We start from the raw sequence: 17610 nt of genomic DNA, 5'->3' as shown, positions 1-17610 counted from the left end.
GCCTACCAACCCGCCGCCAAGCCATCGCGACGCGGATCGCTGGCGACCATGTAGCCCTCGGTGCCCGGATCGCCCAGACGCCAGATGAACTGCCCCGCCCCAAAGTCCTGGTAGCTGTCGTGGATCACCTCCACCCGGTGGCCCAGGGCCTGCAAACCGGCCACGGTGTCGGGGTTCATGCCCGCTTCCACGTTGAGGGACAGGCCGCTGTTGAAGCGCCAGCGCGGCGCGTCACAGGCCGCCTGCAAACCCTGGCCATGGTCCAGCAGGCGCACCAGCGTCTGCACATGGCCCTGTGGCTGCATGTTGGCCCCCATGACACCAAAGCTCATCACCGGCTCCAGCCCGCCGGTGGCCGTGGGCCGGGTCAGGAACGCCGGGATGATGGTGTGGAATGGCCGTTTGCCCGGGGCCACCAGGTTGGCTGGGTTGCCCGTGACCTGCCCGTCGGGCCCCATCAGACCGGCGGGCAAGGCAAAACCATGCCCCCGGTTTTGCAGGCTGATGCCGAACGTGGGCTCCACACAGCCCGAGCCAAAGCCCATGTAGTTGCTCTGGATGAAGCTGACCATCATGCCCTGCTCGTCGGCGGCGGTCAGGTAGATGGTGCCGCCACGGCGGTGGGTGTCGGCGGGGCTGCCTGCCTCGAAGGCCTGGGCCTTGCGGGGGTCGATCAGGCGGGCACGCTGGGCCAGGTAGTGCGGGTCCAGCATCTGCGCCACGCTGACGTGCATGGCGGCCGGGTCGGCCACAAAGCGGTAGACGTCGGCAAAGGCGAGCTTCATGGCCTCAATTTGCACATGCTGGGCAGCCACGCTGTCCACCGGCAGGCTGGCCACGTCCCAGTGCTGCAACAGCCCCAGGGTGATGAGGGCGGCAATGCCCTGGCCGTTGGGGGGAATCTCGTGCAGCGTGTGCCCCCGGTAGCCCTGGGCAATGGGTTGGACCCACTCGGGCTGGTGGGCGGCCAGGTCGGCCTCGGTCAGGGCACCGCCATGCCGGGCGGCAAAACGGGCCAGGGCCTGGGCGATCTCGCCCCGGTAGAACGCCTCGCCCCCGGTGGCGGCCAAGGCCTGGAACGCCCGGGCTGCGGCAGGGAAGCAGAAGCGCTCGCCCACCTGGGGCGCGCGCCCCCGGGGCAGGAAGGTCTGGGCAAAGCCGGGCTGGCCTTGCAGCTCGTCCACCACCGCGGCCCATTTTCCCTGCACCACAAAGGGCACGGCGTACCCGCGCTCGGCCACTTCGATGGCGGGTTGCATCAAATCGGCAAACGGCAGGCGGCCAAACCGCTGCGACAACGCCATCCAGCCGCTGACGGCACCGGGCACGGTCACGCTGTCGATGCCGCGTTTGGGCGGGGTGCGGGCGTCGGCGCCCCAGCGGCGGGCAAAGTACCCGGGCGTCCAGGCCTGGGGTGCGCGGCCTGAGGCGTTGAGGCCGTGCAGCTCGCCTCCCGCCCACACCAGGGCAAACGCATCGCTGCCCAGACCGTTGCTGACCGGCTCCACCACGGTCATGACGGCGGCGGCGGCCACCGCGGCATCCACGGCATTGCCGCCACTGCGCAGCATGTGCAGCCCCGCCTGCGCCGCCAGCGGGTGCGAGGTGGACACGGCGTTGCGCGCAAACACCGGCAGGCGCACGCTGGTGTAGGGGTTGGGGGTTTGAACAACGGAGGACATGGCAGGCACCATAAAACAAAACGGCACCCCGAGGGGTGCCGCTGGCCATACAAAGGGGCGTTGGGAGGGGATCAATCCTCCACAAACGCCTCCTCGCGTTTGCTCTTGACCGCAGGCAGGGTCACCACCACCAGCAGGGCCAGGGCGGCCACCAGCAACGAGGCCGACAGCGGACGGGTGACGAACACGCTCCAGTCACCACGCGACAGCAACAAGGCGCGGCGCAGGTTCTCTTCCATCATGGGGCCCAGGATGAAGCCCAGCAGCAGGGGCGCGGGCTCCAGCCCCAGCTTGATGAAGGTGTAACCCACCGCGCCAAAGGCAGCCACCATCCAGATGTCCCAGGTGTTGTTGTTGGTGGAATACACGCCGATGGCGCAGAACAGCACGATGGCCGGGAACAGCCAGCGGTAGGGCACCGACAGCAGCTTGATCCACAGGCCGATGAGCGGCAGGTTCAGGATCACCAGCATCAGGTTGCCGATCCACATCGAGGCGATCAGGCCCCAGAACAGCTCGGGGTTGCTGGTCATGACCTGCGGGCCGGGCTGGATGTTGTGGATGGTCATGGCACCCACCATCAGCGCCATCACGGCGTTGGGCGGAATGCCCAGCGTCAGCAGCGGGATGAACGAGGTCTGCGAACCCGCGTTGTTGGCCGCCTCAGGGGCCGCCACGCCGCGGATGTTGCCTTGGCCAAAAGGCACTTCGCCCGGTTTGACCTTGGTCTTCTTCTCGATGGAGTAGGCCGCAAAGGCCGACAGCAGCGCCCCACCACCGGGCAGGATGCCCAGCGCCGAGCCCAGCGCCGTGCCGCGCAACACGGCAGGCACCATGTTCTTGAAGTCTTCCTTGGTGGGGAACAGGCCCTGCACCTTGTCGGTGAACACTTCGCGTTTCTCTTCCCCGTGCGACAGGTTGCTGATGATTTCGCCGTAGCCGAACACGCCCATGGCAATCACCACAAAACCGATGCCGTCGGTCAGCTCGGCAATGTCAAAGCTGTAACGTGGCACGCCGGAGTTGACGTCGGTGCCCACCATGCCCAGCAGCAGCCCCAGCACGATCATGGCCAGCGCCTTGAGCAACGAGCCCGAGGCCAGCACCACCGCACCGATGAGGCCCAGAACCATGAGCGAGAAGTACTCGGCAGGGCCGAACTTGAAGGCCACTTCGGTCAGCGGCGCAGCAAAGGCCGCCAGAATCAGCGTGCCCACGCAACCGGCAAAGAACGACCCCAGTCCTGCCGCGGCCAGCGCCGGGCCCGCACGGCCCTTGCGGGCCATCTGGTAACCGTCGATCACCGTCACCACCGACGACGATTCACCGGGCAGGTTGACCAAAATGGCGGTGGTGGAGCCCCCGTACTGGGCCCCGTAATAGATGCCGGCCAGCATGATGAGCGCAGCCACCGGGGGCAGTGCGTAGGTGGCGGGCAGCAGCATGGCGATGGTGGCCACGGGGCCGATGCCGGGCAGCACCCCGATCAGCGTGCCCAGCAGGCAACCCACAAAGGCGTACATCAGGTTCTGGGCCGTGAAGGCCACGCTGAACCCGAGCGACAAGTTGTTGATGAGATCCATGTGCAGCTCCTCAGCCGGTGATGAAGGTGGGCCACACCGGGAACTGCAACTTCAGCGCCCAGACAAAAGCCACATAACTGCCTGCCGACAGGATGGCCGACAGGATGAGCACTTCCTTCAGGCGGAAGTCATCCCCTGCCAGGCTGGCAATGAAGGTCAATCCAAAAATGGCCACCACCAGACCCATGCCAGGCAAACCGATGCTGGGCAGGCCAACGAGCAGCACGCCAAACACCACGTTGGCCAGCAGCACAAAACTCAGGGGACGCCAGGCAATGGCCCCGATCTTGTCGCCATCGGGCGAGCCGTGCACAAACGACTTGGCCAGCACGGCCAAACCCATCAACGCCAGGATGACCCCCAGCATCAACGGAAAGTAACCGGGCCCCATGCGTGCGGCATCACCCACCTGGTACGTGGTGGCGCCATAGGCAAAACCACCGCCCACCACCGTGAACATGAGCCCTGCGCCGAAATCGCGCTGGCTTTTGATCGTCACATCGGTCTCCTCAGAAAATACAGACCGACCGATTGTGGGAGCGCTTGGCCTTCAGCGGGCCTGTGGTAAACACATACACCAACACCAGGGTTTACCCTGGATTCAAGACTTCGACAGCAGCGATCGATCCCGAATCCGGTAGCTGCGCCCCTGCCTGTCCACCGGCTCCAACGCACCTTCCCGGATGAACGCGCTCAGGGCACGGCTCACGGTTTCCAGTGTCAGGTTGAGCATGGAGCCCATGTCCTCACGCGAAAACAGGGTGACCAAGTCACTGTCCTCCGAGGTGGCGTGCCGTTCGTTCATCTTCAGCACCAGACCCGCCAGGCGCTGGCGGGCATTGCCGAAGTTCAGCTCGGCCAGCCAGTCGTCGGCCTCGCGCAGGCTTTGGTGCCATTTCTCCATCAGGCGCTGGTGCAGCCGCGGCGTTTCGCGGTTGAGGCGATGGATCACGTCCACCGGCAGGCGACACACCTTCACGTTCTGCAAGGCCACGGCCTCGGTCTCGTAGGCGGACACAAACAAGGCCTCCAGACCGATCACATCGCCAGGGCTGAGCACCCGCACGATGCGCTGTCGCCCATCCTGCATGTTGCGCACCAGCTTGACCATGCCCGTTCGCAAGGTCATGAGGCTGGAGGCCGCCTCACCCATGTGGAACAGGCTGTCGCCGGGGTTGAACTCCAGGTCGTCGATGGGGGAGTGGATGAGGTTGAAATCGTCCGCTTGCAGGTCGGCAAACAGCACCATGTCCCGGATGCCACAGGTGCGGCAATCGGCGGTGCCACGCCAGGCGGACTCGGTTTTGATGGGGATCATGCGCAATCAGGCGACGGGACGATCGGCAGTCAACGGTGTGCCGCCCGACGGTTGGAAGCGGGACGGCAGGGCCGCCGACTCGGACGAAGCCAGCCGGATGCGTGCGCCCCCTTCCCGGCGGGCCCGCAGCGCCGCCTGACTGGCCGATTCGACCAGGGCATCGACCGTCACGCTGCCGTCGTCCCAGCTGGCCAGCCCCATGCTCAGGGTGAGGTTGATGGCTTGCCCACGCCACAACATGGGGTTGGCCTTGACCGTGGCCTGGGTGCGCTCGGCCACCAGGGTGGCACCCACCGCCGGGGTGGAAGGCAAGAACAGCAGCAGCTCACCCTGCAGGGAACTGGCCAATCGGTCGGTCTTGCGCAGGTTTCGACCGATCACGCCCGTCACATGGCGCAAGGCCGCATCTCCGGCGGCAAAGCCCAACTGACGGTTGAGGGCGTCGTACTGGTCAATCTGGCACACCACCAAAGTCTGCATCTGCGGGTGGCGGCGCAGGCGCTCACGCTCGGCATTGAGCAGGTTGATGAAAGTGCGCATGTTCATGGCACCGGTCAGGTCGTCTTCGGTGCTGAGGTCGCGGATCTTGTCGATCAGCTTGAGCATCACCAGCCCCAGCAACGTGCCGTTGATCAGCGCCCAGGTCACCAGCCACACCAGGGCAAAAGGCACCCCCAGGATGTCTGCCGCCCCGCCCTGTCCCGCCCCACCCGAAAGCAGCGTGACACGCAACCCGGCCCAGACCATGCCCCCAATCCAGGCAAACCCGGCCATGCCCACGGGCATCAAGGCCCAACGCGCCGCCGACACCCCGGCCGACGCGGCAATGGACGGAAAGCCCTGCTGCACCGTCACCCCCAGCATCCACAGGCAGGCCCCGCAAGCGGCCATCAGGATGGACTGGCCGCTGCCATCCACCCAGGCCACCGCGGCCATCACCAACCCCAGAAAAGGCAGCATGAAGGGGGAAACCGCATAGGTGGCCTTGAAGTCGTGCAGTTTGTGCAAGCCCAGACACAGCCACTGCATGCCAGCCAGCAGGACCACCAGCCCCAGCGTGAGCCGATAGGTGGGGGGAAACGCATTGAGCACCGGCAGCGGCCACCACACCAGCGACGCCACAGCCACCAGCCCGTTGAAGACCACAAAGTCACGGGACGGGCGGGCAAACACATGCAGCGGCCCGGCCGCCACCATCCAGCCCATGGCACACAAACTGGCACCCAGCGTGAGGGCCTGGACCCAAACCTGGGCGTTCATGAGGGGTCACACCCGTAAGTTGTCAACATACCCGTAGCTTAACAAGGCCCAACCGATCAGGACAGCGGGGGCGTGCACAGCAACACCTCGTCCAGCGTCGTCAAGCCCTCGGCCACCCGCATGGCCCCGCCCACGCGCAAGGGCCGCATGCCGTCGGCCACGGCCTGGCGGCGCAGGGCGTCCATGCTGGGCTCGCGGTTCACCTTGTCTTTGAAGGTTTCGCTCAAGGCCATCAGCTCGTACAAGCCCATGCGGCCCTTGAAGCCGGTCATGCGGCAGTCCACACAACCCACCGGCTTGTACGGCGCGTAGTGGCCGTTGGCCTGCCAGGGTTTGATGACGTCGTCAAACGCCTGCCGCTTGGCATCAGGGTCGGGCTGCTTGCATTGCGGGCACAGGGTGCGCACCAGGCGCTGCGCCAGCACACCCAGCACCGTGGCGTTGATGAGGTAGGGCGGCACGCCCAACTCCATGAGCCGCATGATGGCCGAGGGGGCGTCGTTGGTGTGCAGCGTGGAGAACACCAGGTGCCCGGTCAGCGCCGCCTGCACCGCCATGTCGGCGGTGGGCAGGTCGCGGATTTCGCCCACCATGATGATGTCCGGGTCCTGCCGCATCAGCGCCCGCAGGCCCTGGGCAAAGTCAAAGTCCAGGTGGGCCTGCACCTGGGTCTGATTAAAGGCCGGTTCGATCATTTCGATCGGGTCTTCGATGGTGTTGACGTTGACCTCTTCGGTGGCCAGGCGCTTGAGCGTGGAGTACAGCGTGGTGGTCTTGCCCGACCCCGTGGGGCCGGTGACCAAAATGATGCCGTGGGGGCGGTGCACCAGGTCTTCCCAGCGGCGGGCGTCGTGGGCGGCAAAACCCAGCGCGTCCAGCGTCTTGACGGTGGTGTCGGGATCAAAAATCCGCATCACCGTTTTTTCGCCAAAGGCGGTGGGCAGGGTGGACAGGCGCATTTCCACCTCTTCCCCCCGCGGGCCTTTGGTCTTGATGCGACCGTCTTGCGGGCGGCGTTTTTCCACCACGTCCATGCGGCCCAGCAGCTTGATGCGCGCCGTCATGGCCGCCAGCACCGGCGTGGGCACCTGGTACACCGGGTGCAGCACCCCGTCGATGCGGAAGCGGATCACCCCCTGCTCGCGCCGGGGCTCCAGGTGGATGTCGCTGGCGCGTTGGTCAAAGGCGTACTGCCACAGCCAGTCCACCACCTGCACCACGCCCTGGTCGTTGGCGTCCAGCTGGCGGTTGCTGCGGCCCAGCTCCACCAACTGCTCGAAGCTGGCCTGCGCCACCGCACCGGCCTTGGTGGCCGCCCGCACCGATTTGGCCAGGGCAAAAAACTCGGCGGTGTAGCGCTTGATGTCCAGCGGGTTGGACACCACCAGACGCACCGTGCGCTTGCTCTGGCGCTCCACCTCGGGAATCCAATCGGTCAGGCCCGGCTCGGCCGTGGCCACCACCACCTCGGTGGGGGTGACCTGCACCGGCAGCACCTTGTGGCGCTCGGCATAGGCCGCGGACATGGCATCGGCCACCCGCCCCACGTCCACCTTGAGCGGGTCGATGCGCCAATACTCCATGCCCACATGCTGGGCCAGCCATTGGGTCAGGTCGTCCAGGGACAGGGTGGCCCCGTCGCTGGAACGCACCATGCCCACCACACTGAGGCGCTGCAACGGGGGCTGGCTGCTTTCCGCTGCCGAACAGCGAGCCAGGGTGCGGTCGGCCTCATCGGCGGAAATGACCTTGTCGTCGGCCAGCCACTGGATCAGCCGCTTCCAGTCCAGGGGACCGATGGGGCGTACGGGCAGCGCCGCTGCACTGCGATGGGGGGCGGAACCTGCTTTCATGCCGCCATGCTACGCCGCCGCCGCACCGCCCCGTCGACCCAGCGCCCGACTTTGCACGGCGTTCACATTTTCAGGATGGCTTCGATCACGGTTTTGAGGTCGGCGTCGCTGATCTTGTCGGGGCCGGTGGGCGTCATGGCCAGGGTGCCATACACCCCCGAGCCGCCCTTGCGCACACGCTCCATCAGCTTGGCCACCACATCCTGCCCCTTGTACTTGGCGGCAATGTCCTTCTGGGCCGGACCCACGGTTTTCTTGTCCTTGGCGTGGCACGCCACGCAACCGCCCTTGAGCATCAGCTGGTCCACCGTGTCGGCCTGGGCCCCGCAAGACCAGGCCAAAGCGGTGGCGGCCACCAGCAACGTGCGTGCAATCATGAAAAAAACTCCTGCAATGAGATGGGTTCATGGGCAGCCAACCGACCGCCCCTGTCCATGGTAGGCCCGCCCCGACCGACGTTGTGCAAGACCGAGTGAAACACTCCGGCGGACGGGCAACCAGCCGAGCCCCCCAACACACCCACACCATCACTTCAAATAACAGAGCACAGAGTGCAGAAAGAAAAAGCGCCAGGAGCCAAAAACATCACACATCCAGCGGCTTGAACACCTTGAGCCACTTGGGCGCGGGCAGGCCCCAGCGGGTCTGGATCTCGGCGGCGCGGTCTTCCAGCTCGGCTCGGGTGGGGCGGCTGGGGGTGGCCTGGGCCAGCACCACGGTGTTGCCTTCCTTGGTGGGCTTGAACAGCCACACCGCGTCGCGGCCAAAGGCGGCGGCGATTTCCTCCACGCTGTCGGGGTACTGGTTGCGCGAGCCAAACAGGTTGACCGTCATGCAGCCCTGCTCGGACAGGGCGGCGCGGCAGTCGCGGTAGAACTCGAAGCTGTCGAGCACCGGCGCGGCGGCCTCGTGGTCGTACAGGTCCACCTGCAAGGCGTCCACGCCCCCGGCCCACTCGGCGCTGCGGATTTCCTCGCCCGCGTCGGCCAGCACCACGCGCAGCTTGCTGTCGTCGGGCGGCAGCTTGAACCAGAAGCGGCAGGCGGCCAGCACCTGCGGGTTGAGCTCGATGGCGGTGGTGCACATCTTGAGCTTCTTGCGGCAGAACTTGGTCAAGGCCCCCGACCCCAGCCCCAGCTGCATGGCGTGCAGCTTGGCCACCTGCGCCGGGGGCATGAACAGCAGCCAGGCCATCATGCGCTGCACGTACTCCAGCTCGATGTCGTAGGGCCGGTCGATCAGCATGCTGCCCTGCACCCACTCGGTGCCCAGGTGCAGGCAGCGCACGTTGCCGTAGTCGGAGAAGTTGACATCGGGCAAGGCCGCGGCAGCAGCGCTGGCGCGGGCCGCGGCGGACGGGGTGGACGACAGGGGAGCGGGCTTGGCGGGTTTGACCATGGCGGGGCGGAAAGCGGTGAGGAAAGCAGAAAGGCCGAAGGAGCGACGCGGCGTTGCAACAGGCCCGCCACGTTCCGTGACAGGCCACACGGGGACTGGCCCCAGCCACAGCGTCCAAGCGACCTGGACGGGGACACTGTTCGGCTGGCTCAACCCGTGTGAAAGGACCGATTATGAACACCGAAGCCATCTGGACCTTCCTGTCCACCCAAGGGGCCGACTTTGGCCTGAAGCTGCTGGGTGCCATCGCCGCGTGGGTGGTGGGGCGCTGGCTCATCAACCTGGCGGTGAGCCTGATCGGCGGGGCCATGGAACGCGCCAAGAAGCTGGACCAGACGCTGATCCGCTACCTCAAGTCCATCATCGGCGTGGCGCTGACGGTGGTGCTGATCCTGGCCATCCTGGACATTTTTGGCGTCAAGACCACCTCGTTCGCCGCCCTGCTGGCCGGTGCGGGTCTGGCCATTGGCGCGGCCTGGAGCGGGCTGCTGGCCCACTTTGCCGCCGGGGTGTTCCTGCAGGTGCTGCGCCCCTACAAGGTGGGCGACTTCATCAGCGCGGGCGGCACCACCGGCACGGTGAAGGAGCTGGGGCTGTTTGCCACCACCATCCTCACGCCCGACAACGTGACCACCGTGGTGGGCAATAACAAGGTGTTTTCCGACAACATCCAGAACTTCAGCGCCGAGCCCTTCCGCCGCGTGGACTGCGTGGCCAAGGTGGCCAACGGCGTGGACGTGCAAGACGCCATGGCCCGCCTGCGCAGCGCCGTGGCCGCCATTCCCAACGTCAAGGCCAGCCCAGCGCCTGACGTGGAAATTTTGCAGTTCACCCCCGAAGGCCCGCTGCTGTGCGTGCGCCCCTACACCCACACCGACACCTACTGGCAGGTCTACTTCGACACCCACAAAGCCGTGGTCAGCACCTTTGGCGCGGCGGGCTACCCGGTGCCGGAAACGCCGGTGGCGCATCGGACGGTGGGGTGAGGCGCAGCATCAAACAGCCGACACGCCGTCTTTGCCGTTGATTGCCCTCAACACCACTTGTTTGGCTGACGTCAGGTGGCGCCTGACTTCAGCGCAGGCTTTCTCCGCATCGCCGACCTTGCACGCCGCCAAGATGGCTGCGTGTTCGGCTTGAAAAAACGCTGTGTTCACCAGCAGCCGGCTTTGCAAACGCTCATAACGCTCCATCTCGCCTCGCAACTCCCAAAGGGTTTTCAACAACCGTGTCTGCCCGCACGGCGCGTACAGCAGTGCATGAAACTGCCGATCCAACGCCCCCTGCTCGGATGCAGTGATCGCTTGCCCTAACTGTGCATGCACAGAATCCAGGGCAGAAAGTCCTGCTGCGTCCAACTTGGCCACGCTGCGGGCCATGGCCTCGCCCTCCAGCATCATGCGCAGGTCGTAGATTTCCAGTACGTCTTGCTCAGACAGCCCTCGAACGCTGGCCCCACGCTGTTTGGACACCTCGACCAAGCCTTCGCGCACCAGTCGCTGCAAAGCCTCGCGCAGCGGGACTCGACTCACTGCATACCGCTGAGCCAGATCGCGCTCCACCAAACGCGTTCCCACCGACAGAACACCGTCATTGATCTCTTGACGAAGCAGTGCCGTGACCACATCTGCCGCGGAATTTTTTGAACTCATAAAACAATATAATTTTGGTATACCAAAACAATTACAATGCAAACATCAGCATCCGAACAAGGAAACTTCATGATCAATCGCCAACACCATTATCAAGTCACCGTTCAATGGACTGGAAACAAAGGGAGCGGAACGTCGGCTTACAAGGCTTACGCGCGGGACCACATGATCAACGCCGAGCACAAGCCCTCCATTCAGGGATCATCCGACCCCGCTTTCCTGGGAGACCCCACCCGATGGAACCCGGAGGAATTGCTGCTCGCATCTGTCTCCGCATGTCATCAACTGTGGTATTTGCATTTGTGCGCAGACGCGGGCATTGTCGTGATTTCGTACGCCGATGAGGCAAAAGGCACCATGGTTGAAGATCCCCGAGGCCATTTCACCGACATCGTTTTACACCCACACATCACCATTCGCCCCGAAGACGACATTGAGCTTGCCACTCAATTGCATCACCTCGCTCACGAAAAGTGCTTCGTTGCAAACTCGCTCAACTTCCCGGTGCGTTGCGAGCCCGTCATCCGCACCGCAGCGATGTGACCCGCGCTCACCCGTTTCACCCTTCACGTCAACACTGACCCCACCAACACATCCCCCAAAGCCGCCCCCCACGCGGCTTTTTTTTGCTCCAGGCTCCAGCTGGCGTTGGCCGGGCTGGTGGAGGGCAGCTGAACCACCGCCACGCCCCGCGGACCGAACAGGGCGCGGGTGTGGCGGGCGTGTTTGCCACTCTCGCCACCGTTGTGGGCCACCAGGCGCAGCTGGGGGCACTGGGTCAGCAGGGCCGACAGGTCGTTGGGTTCGGCGGCGCGGATGTCGGCGTCCAGGCTGCCCGGGCGTTGGCAGGCGGCGTACACGTCCCACAGGCCCACGCCATGGGCCAGCAGCCAGGCGCAGCGCCAGGCGTAGTCCCTTGGCACACCATGCTCATCTTTTTGATAGCTGCTTGCGCTTTCAGAATAAGCGCCAGAGCCCAAAAAAGCTTGAAACACATGCGCCATCACCGGCCAGAACTGGTTGCGCGGATGCCCGTAGTACTGCTGGGCCGCCAGCGAGGCCACGCCCGGGAAGCTGCCCAGCACCAGCACGCGGGTGTGCGCGTCCACCAGCGGCGGCAGGCCGACCAGGCGGGGCGTGGTCACAGCAACGGCCCCAACCGGGGCAGCGCGGCCACGGCGTTGGTGGTGGTCTGGGCCGCCCAGTCGGCCACCGGCACGCCCCGCAGACCAGCCACCACCGCGCCCATGCGCGGCAGCTCTGCGGGGGTGTTGAGGCCCTGGGCTTGCCCTGCCTGACGCTGGGCGGCGGTGGCGTACAGCCACTGGGGCGGGATGTCCGGCGCGTCGGTTTCCATCACCGGCACGGTGGCGGGCAGCTGGGCGGCCAGGCGGCGGATCTGGCGCGAGGTGTCGAAGGTGACGGTGCCGCCAAACCCCAGCCTGAAACCCAGCGCCACAAAGGCCTGGGCCTGCACGTCGCTGCCGTTGAAGGCGTGGGCAATGCCCGCCTGGCCCGGCGGGGGGCAGCCCCCGGGGGCGTTGCACCAGACGTCGCGCAGGTGTTTGAGCAGCGCATCGGCACTGCGGCGCACGTGCAGCAGCACGGGCAGGCCGTGGTGGCGGGCCAGTTGCAATTGGGTGCGGTACACCTGGGCCTGGCGCTCGCGCAGGGCCGGGGTGCACAGCGCGGGCACAAAGAAGTCCAGCCCGATTTCGCCCACGGCCACCAGGCGCGGGTCGTCGCGGTGGCGGGTGAGGTGTTCGTCCAGCAGGGCCAGGTCGGCGGCCACCTGGGCGTCGGTCCGGTCCAGCAGGTACAGCGGGTGCAGGCCCAGGGCGTAGGCATCGCCCTGGGCATGGGCCAGCTGGCGCACGGTGTCGAAGTTGAAGGCCGCCACCGCGGGGATGACGCACAGGGCCACCCCGGTGGCGCGGGTGGCCTGGCAGCGCGGGGCCGCCTCCAACAGCTCGGGGGCGTCAAGGTGGGCGTGGGTGTCGATCCACATCGACTCGGCCTTTGCGCCCCTCAGCCCTCTTGCAAGCACCCGGCGGTCAGGCGGGCGCGGCGGGCGCAGCGGGCGGCCAGGGCCTCGTCGTGGGTGACCACCACAAAAGCCGTGCCCTGGCTGCGGGCCAGTTCCATCATCAGTTCGAACACGCCGTCGGCGGTGCTGCGGTCGAGGTTTCCGGTGGGCTCGTCGGCCAGCACGCAGGCGGGCTGGGTGACCAGTGCGCGCGCCATGGCCACACGCTGGCGCTCGCCGCCCGACAGTTCGGCGGGCCGGTGGTGCAGGCGCTCGGCCAGGCCCACGCGGGCCAGCATGGCGGCGGCCTGGGTGGCGGCCTGGGCACGGTCCATGCGGCGAATCCACAGCGGCATGGCCACGTTGTCCACCGCGCTGAACTCGGGCAGCAGGTGGTGGAACTGGTACACAAAACCCAGGTGGCGGTTGCGCAGCTCGCCTTGTTGCTGGGCGCTGAGGGCCGACAGGTCTTGCCCCATCAGCTGCACGCTGCCGCGGGTGGGGGCATCCAGCCCGCCCAGCAGGTGCAACAAGGTGCTTTTGCCCGAGCCCGAGGCCCCGACGATGGCCAGGGTGTCCCCGGCGCGCACGCTCAGGTCCACCCCGTGCAACACGGTCACGTCCAGGCGGCCTTCGGTGAAGCGTTTGGTCAGGCCCTGGGCCTGAAGCACCAAGGTTTTTTGGGCTTCAGCGCTTTCAGAAAAAGCGCAAGTAGCTACAACATTCATAGCATCACTCATAACGCAGGGCCTCCGCCGGGTTGACGCGGCTGGCCCGCCAGCTGGGGTACAGGGTGGCCACAAAGGCCAGCACCAGCGAGATGACGCCGATGGGCACGATGTCCGAGGCCAAGGGTTCGCTGGGCATGCGGCTGATGAGGTACATGTCCGGCGGCAAAAAACGGGTGCTGAACAGCCGCTCCAATGCGGGCACGATCACGTCGATGTTGAACGCCACCCCCAGCCCCAGCAGCAGGCCACCCAGGGTGCCGATCACCCCCACCATGGCCCCCTGAACCACAAACACCCCCATGATGCTGCGCGGGCTGGCCCCCAGCGTGCGCAGGATGGCGATGTCGGCCCGTTTGTCGGTCACCGTCATCACCAGGGTGGACACCAGGTTGAACGCCGCCACCGCCACGATGAGGGTGAGGATGATGAACATCATGCGTTTTTCCAGCTGCACGGCGGCGTACCAGGTGCGGTTGACGCGGGTCCAGTCGCGCACGAACAGGTCGCCGCTGAGGGTCTGCACCAGCTGCCGGGCCACGGTGGGGGCCTCGTGCAGGTTGGCGATTTTCAGGCGCAGGCCGGTGGGGCCTTCCAGGCGGAAGATGCGGGCCGCATCGTCCATGTGCAGCAGGGCCAACCCGGCGTCGTACTCGTAGTGGCCCGAGTCGAAGGTGCCCACCACCGTCATCTGCTTGAGGCGGGGCACCACGCCCGCCGGGGTCACCTGCCCGCTGGGGGCGATGAGGGTGATGGAGTCGCCCTCCATCACACCCAGGTTGCGCGCCAGGTCGGCCCCCAGCACGATGCCAAAGGCCCCGGGCTTGAGGCGTTGCAGCACGGGGTTGCGGGCAAACACGTCGCTCACCTCGCCCTCCAGCGCCGGGTCCACGCCGCGCACGATGGTGCCTTTCATGTCCTCGCCCCGCGCCAGCAGGCCCTGGGCGGCGATGAAGGGCGCGGCCCCGCGCACCTCGGGGTGGGCCTTCACCTCGGCCAGGGTGCGCGGCAGGTCGGGCAGGGCCGCGCCATTGGGCGCAAACACCTCGATGTGGGCCAGCACGCCCAGCATGCGGTCACGCACTTCCTTCTGAAAACCGTTCATCACGCTCAGCACGATGATGAGCGCCGCCACCCCCAGCGCAATGCCCAGCATGGACACGCCCGAGATGAAGGAGATGAAGCCGTTTTTGCGCGTGGCCCGACCGGCGCGGGTGTAGCGCCAGCCCAGGGAGAGTTCGTAGGGGAGGTTCATGGCGCTGGGGATTGTGGCATCCCCGACAATCCCCGCATGCCGCCCACCCCCTCCCCCGATCAGCCCTCCGCTCAGCCCCCCGCGCAGCCCCCGGCCCTGCACCTGGTGCTGCCCTTCGCCCAGACGGGCGGCGATCCGCACGAAGCCCCCGCCCTGGCCGCCTGGCCCGAGGCCCTGCCCCACCTCCAGGCCCTGCTGGCCCTGGCCAGCACCCGGCACTGGCACCGCGGCACACTGGACACCCGCACCCCACCGCACGAATGGGCCCTGGCCCTGGCCCAAGGCCAGCTGCCCAGCCTGCCCGCCACCTTGCCCGCCACCACCACCCTGCCCTGGGCGGCGTGGGAGGCCCGGGCACACCACGCCCACCGGCTGCCCGCACCCAACGCCGCTGCGGCCTGGTTCATGCCCGCCCACCAGGAGGTGGGCATGGACCATGTGTCGCTGCACCCGCCCGAATCGCTGCGGCTGGACGACGCCACCTCCCTGCAACTGATGCAGGCCCTGGCCCCGCTGGCGGCGGAAGACGGCATCACCTTGCACTGGGTGTCGGCCCACCGCTGGCTGGCCGTGGGCGAGGTGTTTCGCGGCCTGGCCGTGGCCTCGCCCGACCGCGTGACCAGCCCCAGCGGCGAGCGCTCCATTGGCCCCTGGATGGCCGACCTGCCCCCCAGCCTGCGCCGCCTGCAGACCGAGGCGCAAATGCTGTACTACACCCACCCCGCCCACGACCAGCGCAGCCAACAGGGCCTGCCCCCGGTCAACAGCGTGTGGATGGCGGGCACCGGTGCCGCCAGCGCGGACACCCCACCGCAAGCCATGCGCCCGGTGGACCTGGTGCATGGCTTGCGCCAAGCCGCGCTGGCGGGTGACGCCGCCGCCTGGACCCGCGCCTGGCTGCACACCGATGCCGAGGTGCTGCCCGCCTGGCTGGACCGCGCCCGGGCCGGAGAACCCATCACCATCTGCCTGTGCGGCGAGCGCAGCCTGCTGCGCTTGGGCTTTGGCCCCCGCAGCCTGGGCGAGCGCTGGGGCGCCAGAATTTCAAAACTTTTCAAGCCCCAGCGCTTGAATGACATTCAGAGTTTGCTATGAAATTCGTTACACGCACCACCGCACCCCGCGCCGCCTGGGCGCTGGAGCAGGCGGGTGTGCACCCGCTGCTGTCCCGCCTGTACGCGGCCCGCGGTGTGCAACAGCCCGACGAGCTGGACGACCAGTTGGGCCGTCTGCTGCCCCCCAGCACCCTGCTGCACGCCGACGCCGCCGCCCGCCTGCTGGCCGACGCCCTGCTGCAAGGCCAACGTGTGTGTGTGGTGGCCGACTACGACTGCGACGGGGCCACCGCCTGCGCCGTGGCGCTGCGCGGCCTCACCCAACTCGACGCCGCCGTGGCCCAGGCCCAGGGGCGTGCACCGCGGCCCGGCCACTTCAGCTTTCTGGTGCCCGACCGGGTGGCCGACGGCTATGGCCTCACGCCCAGCATTGCCCAACGCGTCAAGGCCAGCGGGGCCGACATCCTGATGACGGTGGACAACGGCATCGCCAGCCTGGACGGCGTGCAGGCCGCCCGCGAGCAGGGCCTGCAGGTGCTGGTGACCGACCACCACCTGCCCGCCCAGGTCAACGGCGAGGTGGTGCTGCCGCAGGACTGCGTCATCGTCAACCCCAACCAGCCCGGCTGCCCCTTCGAAAGCAAGGCCCTGGCCGGGGTGGGCGTGGTGTTCTACGTGCTGCTGGCCCTGCGCGCCGAGCTGCGTGCGCGTGAAGTCATCACACCGCAAAATCAACCCAAGCTCGACGCCCTGTTGCCCCTGGTGGCCCTGGGCACCGTGGCCGACGTGGTGCGGCTGGATGCCAACAACCGCCGTCTGGTGGCGCAGGGGCTCAAACGCATCCGCGCCGGGGCCCTGCCCCCGGGCCTGGCCGCGCTGTACGCGGTGGCCGCCCGCCAGACCGCCAAGGCCAACGCCTTCGACCTGGGGTTTGCCGTGGGCCCGCGCCTCAACGCCGCAGGCCGCCTGTCGGACATGACGCTGGGCATTGCCTGCCTGCTGACCGACGACCCCCAGCGCGCTGATGAGCTGGCCCGGGCACTGGACGGCATCAACCGCGAGCGCAAGGCCATCGAGGGCGACATGCGCGACCAGGCCCTGCAACTGGCCGACGAGCTGATGGACGACACCGACACCCCGCCCCCGGCGCTGTGCCTGTTCGACCCCGATTTCCACGAAGGTGTGGTGGGCATCGTGGCCTCACGCATCAAAGACAAGCTGCACCGCCCCACCTTTGTGTTTGCCCTGAGCCAGGCCGACGGTCACGAGGACGAACTGAAAGGGTCGGGCCGCAGCATCCCCGGTTTTCACCTGCGCGACGCGCTGGACCTGGTGGCCAAACGCTGCCCCGGCGTGCTGCGACGTTTTGGCGGGCATGCCATGGCCGCGGGCTGCACCATCGACGCCGACCGGCTGGACGAGTTCGAAGCCGCCCTGCAGCAGGTGGCGCACGAGTGGCTGGACGCCGCCACCCTCACCCGCCGACTGGAAACCGACGGCCCGCTGGACAAGGCCTTTCGCCGCCTGGACGTGGCCGAGCTGTTGCAGCAACCCGTGTGGGGCCAGGGTTTTGCCCCGCCCGTGTTTGCCGAGGAGGTGGAGGTGGTGGGCCAGCGCCTGGTGGCGGACAAGCACCTGGCGCTCAAACTCAAGCACCAGGGTGACCCGGTGGACGCCATGTGGTTCAACCGCACCGAGCCTCTGCCCCCCAAGGCCACCCTGGCCTTCCGCCTGGAGGCCGACGAGTGGCAGGGCCAGCGACGTCTGCGCTTCCTGGTGGAAGGCGTGGAGGGCTGAACC

The 17610-nt window shown here is 67.1% G+C and carries 17 protein-coding genes; 4 read left to right on the top strand and 13 right to left on the bottom strand.

Annotated features, from left to right (window positions below):
• Positions 1–2 precede the first annotated feature (2 nt).
• From ACYVB7_RS05360 to ACYVB7_RS05325, 8 genes are all read right to left on the bottom strand, one after another.
• The gene (locus ACYVB7_RS05360; protein WP_460505580.1) at positions 3–1682 is read right to left on the bottom strand and encodes a gamma-glutamyltransferase family protein; all 1680 of its coding nucleotides are present in this window, start codon (positions 1680–1682) and stop codon (positions 3–5) included.
• Positions 1683–1753: 71 nt separating this feature from the next.
• On the bottom strand, positions 1754–3265 hold the full coding sequence (locus ACYVB7_RS05355; RefSeq protein ID WP_460505578.1) for a tripartite tricarboxylate transporter permease: 1512 nt from the start codon (positions 3263–3265) through the stop codon (positions 1754–1756).
• A gap of 10 nt (positions 3266–3275) precedes the next feature.
• Complete coding sequence (locus tag ACYVB7_RS05350) at positions 3276–3764, bottom strand: tripartite tricarboxylate transporter TctB family protein (RefSeq protein ID WP_460505577.1); 489 nt, start codon at positions 3762–3764, stop codon at positions 3276–3278.
• A 102-nt stretch (positions 3765–3866) separates the two neighbouring features.
• Positions 3867–4583: a Crp/Fnr family transcriptional regulator gene (locus tag ACYVB7_RS05345; RefSeq protein WP_460505576.1), complete on the bottom strand. Its 717-nt coding sequence runs from the start codon at positions 4581–4583 to the stop codon at positions 3867–3869.
• Between the two features lie 6 nt (positions 4584–4589).
• A complete protein-coding gene (locus ACYVB7_RS05340; protein ID WP_460505575.1) occupies positions 4590–5843 on the bottom strand; it encodes a GGDEF domain-containing protein in 1254 nt (417 codons plus the stop codon).
• 56 nt (positions 5844–5899) lie between these two features.
• Positions 5900–7696, bottom strand: coding sequence for a GspE/PulE family protein (locus ACYVB7_RS05335; protein WP_460505574.1), 1797 nt, complete (start codon positions 7694–7696; stop codon positions 5900–5902).
• A 62-nt stretch (positions 7697–7758) separates the two neighbouring features.
• Complete coding sequence (locus ACYVB7_RS05330) at positions 7759–8073, bottom strand: c-type cytochrome (protein ID WP_460505573.1); 315 nt, start codon at positions 8071–8073, stop codon at positions 7759–7761.
• A gap of 208 nt (positions 8074–8281) precedes the next feature.
• Positions 8282–9094 (bottom strand): class I SAM-dependent methyltransferase, encoded by an 813-nt coding sequence (locus ACYVB7_RS05325; RefSeq protein WP_460505572.1) that lies wholly within the window; start codon positions 9092–9094, stop codon positions 8282–8284.
• A 173-nt stretch (positions 9095–9267) separates the two neighbouring features.
• Between ACYVB7_RS05325 and ACYVB7_RS05320 the strand changes: the two genes are divergently transcribed.
• Positions 9268–10080 (top strand): mechanosensitive ion channel family protein, encoded by an 813-nt coding sequence (locus ACYVB7_RS05320; RefSeq protein WP_460505571.1) that lies wholly within the window; start codon positions 9268–9270, stop codon positions 10078–10080.
• Between the two features lie 9 nt (positions 10081–10089).
• On the opposite strand, the gene ACYVB7_RS05315 is transcribed toward ACYVB7_RS05320, so the two are convergent.
• Complete coding sequence (locus ACYVB7_RS05315; RefSeq protein ID WP_460505570.1) at positions 10090–10746, bottom strand: GntR family transcriptional regulator; 657 nt, start codon at positions 10744–10746, stop codon at positions 10090–10092.
• 69 nt (positions 10747–10815) lie between these two features.
• On the opposite strand from ACYVB7_RS05315, the gene ACYVB7_RS05310 reads away from it, so the two are divergent.
• A complete protein-coding gene (locus tag ACYVB7_RS05310) occupies positions 10816–11289 on the top strand; it encodes an OsmC family protein (RefSeq protein WP_460505569.1) in 474 nt (157 codons plus the stop codon).
• 23 nt (positions 11290–11312) lie between these two features.
• On the opposite strand, the gene ACYVB7_RS05305 is transcribed toward ACYVB7_RS05310, so the two are convergent.
• The 4 genes from ACYVB7_RS05305 to ACYVB7_RS05290 are packed head-to-tail and all read right to left on the bottom strand — an operon-like array spanning position 11313 to position 14755.
• The gene (locus ACYVB7_RS05305) at positions 11313–11891 is read right to left on the bottom strand and encodes a uracil-DNA glycosylase family protein (protein ID WP_460505568.1); all 579 of its coding nucleotides are present in this window, start codon (positions 11889–11891) and stop codon (positions 11313–11315) included.
• Complete coding sequence (locus ACYVB7_RS05300) at positions 11888–12754, bottom strand: TatD family hydrolase (protein WP_460505566.1); 867 nt, start codon at positions 12752–12754, stop codon at positions 11888–11890. Before ACYVB7_RS05300 ends, ACYVB7_RS05305 begins: the two co-directional genes overlap by 4 nt.
• Before the next feature lie 20 nt (positions 12755–12774).
• Positions 12775–13500, bottom strand: a complete 726-nt coding sequence (lolD, locus tag ACYVB7_RS05295) for an ATP-binding cassette domain-containing protein (RefSeq protein WP_460505564.1) — start codon at positions 13498–13500, stop codon at positions 12775–12777.
• 4 nt (positions 13501–13504) lie between these two features.
• Complete coding sequence (locus ACYVB7_RS05290; RefSeq protein ID WP_460505563.1) at positions 13505–14755, bottom strand: ABC transporter permease; 1251 nt, start codon at positions 14753–14755, stop codon at positions 13505–13507.
• 36 nt (positions 14756–14791) lie between these two features.
• Between ACYVB7_RS05290 and ACYVB7_RS05285 the strand changes: the two genes are divergently transcribed.
• Together ACYVB7_RS05285 and recJ are read left to right on the top strand one after the other, a co-directional pair.
• Positions 14792–15850 (top strand): phosphoglycerate mutase, encoded by a 1059-nt coding sequence (locus tag ACYVB7_RS05285; protein WP_460505562.1) that lies wholly within the window; start codon positions 14792–14794, stop codon positions 15848–15850.
• Positions 15847–17607 (top strand): single-stranded-DNA-specific exonuclease RecJ, encoded by a 1761-nt coding sequence (gene recJ / locus ACYVB7_RS05280; protein WP_460505561.1) that lies wholly within the window; start codon positions 15847–15849, stop codon positions 17605–17607. The genes ACYVB7_RS05285 and recJ overlap by 4 nt, the downstream gene beginning before the upstream one ends.
• Positions 17608–17610 lie beyond the last annotated feature (3 nt).

This window comes from Hydrogenophaga soli (genome assembly GCF_054777695.1).
The sequence above is the reverse complement of the archived record's forward strand: the minus strand, read 5'-3'. Positions and strand labels throughout refer to the sequence as shown.

Coding starts and splice junctions, on each gene's coding strand:
- ACYVB7_RS05360 (WP_460505580.1), bottom strand. CDS start 1,682: ATGTCCTCCGTTGTTCAAACCCCCAACCCCTACACCAGCGTGCGCCTG.
- ACYVB7_RS05355 (WP_460505578.1), bottom strand. CDS start 3,265: ATGGATCTCATCAACAACTTGTCGCTCGGGTTCAGCGTGGCCTTCACG.
- ACYVB7_RS05345 (WP_460505576.1), bottom strand. CDS start 4,583: ATGATCCCCATCAAAACCGAGTCCGCCTGGCGTGGCACCGCCGATTGC.
- ACYVB7_RS05340 (WP_460505575.1), bottom strand. CDS start 5,843: ATGAACGCCCAGGTTTGGGTCCAGGCCCTCACGCTGGGTGCCAGTTTG.
- ACYVB7_RS05335 (WP_460505574.1), bottom strand. CDS start 7,696: ATGAAAGCAGGTTCCGCCCCCCATCGCAGTGCAGCGGCGCTGCCCGTA.
- ACYVB7_RS05330 (WP_460505573.1), bottom strand. CDS start 8,073: ATGATTGCACGCACGTTGCTGGTGGCCGCCACCGCTTTGGCCTGGTCT.
- ACYVB7_RS05325 (WP_460505572.1), bottom strand. CDS start 9,094: ATGGTCAAACCCGCCAAGCCCGCTCCCCTGTCGTCCACCCCGTCCGCC.
- ACYVB7_RS05320 (WP_460505571.1), top strand. CDS start 9,268: ATGAACACCGAAGCCATCTGGACCTTCCTGTCCACCCAAGGGGCCGAC.
- ACYVB7_RS05315 (WP_460505570.1), bottom strand. CDS start 10,746: ATGAGTTCAAAAAATTCCGCGGCAGATGTGGTCACGGCACTGCTTCGT.
- ACYVB7_RS05310 (WP_460505569.1), top strand. CDS start 10,816: ATGATCAATCGCCAACACCATTATCAAGTCACCGTTCAATGGACTGGA.
- ACYVB7_RS05300 (WP_460505566.1), bottom strand. CDS start 12,754: ATGTGGATCGACACCCACGCCCACCTTGACGCCCCCGAGCTGTTGGAG.
- lolD (WP_460505564.1), bottom strand. CDS start 13,500: ATGAATGTTGTAGCTACTTGCGCTTTTTCTGAAAGCGCTGAAGCCCAA.
- ACYVB7_RS05290 (WP_460505563.1), bottom strand. CDS start 14,755: ATGAACCTCCCCTACGAACTCTCCCTGGGCTGGCGCTACACCCGCGCC.
- ACYVB7_RS05285 (WP_460505562.1), top strand. CDS start 14,792: ATGCCGCCCACCCCCTCCCCCGATCAGCCCTCCGCTCAGCCCCCCGCG.
- recJ (WP_460505561.1), top strand. CDS start 15,847: ATGAAATTCGTTACACGCACCACCGCACCCCGCGCCGCCTGGGCGCTG.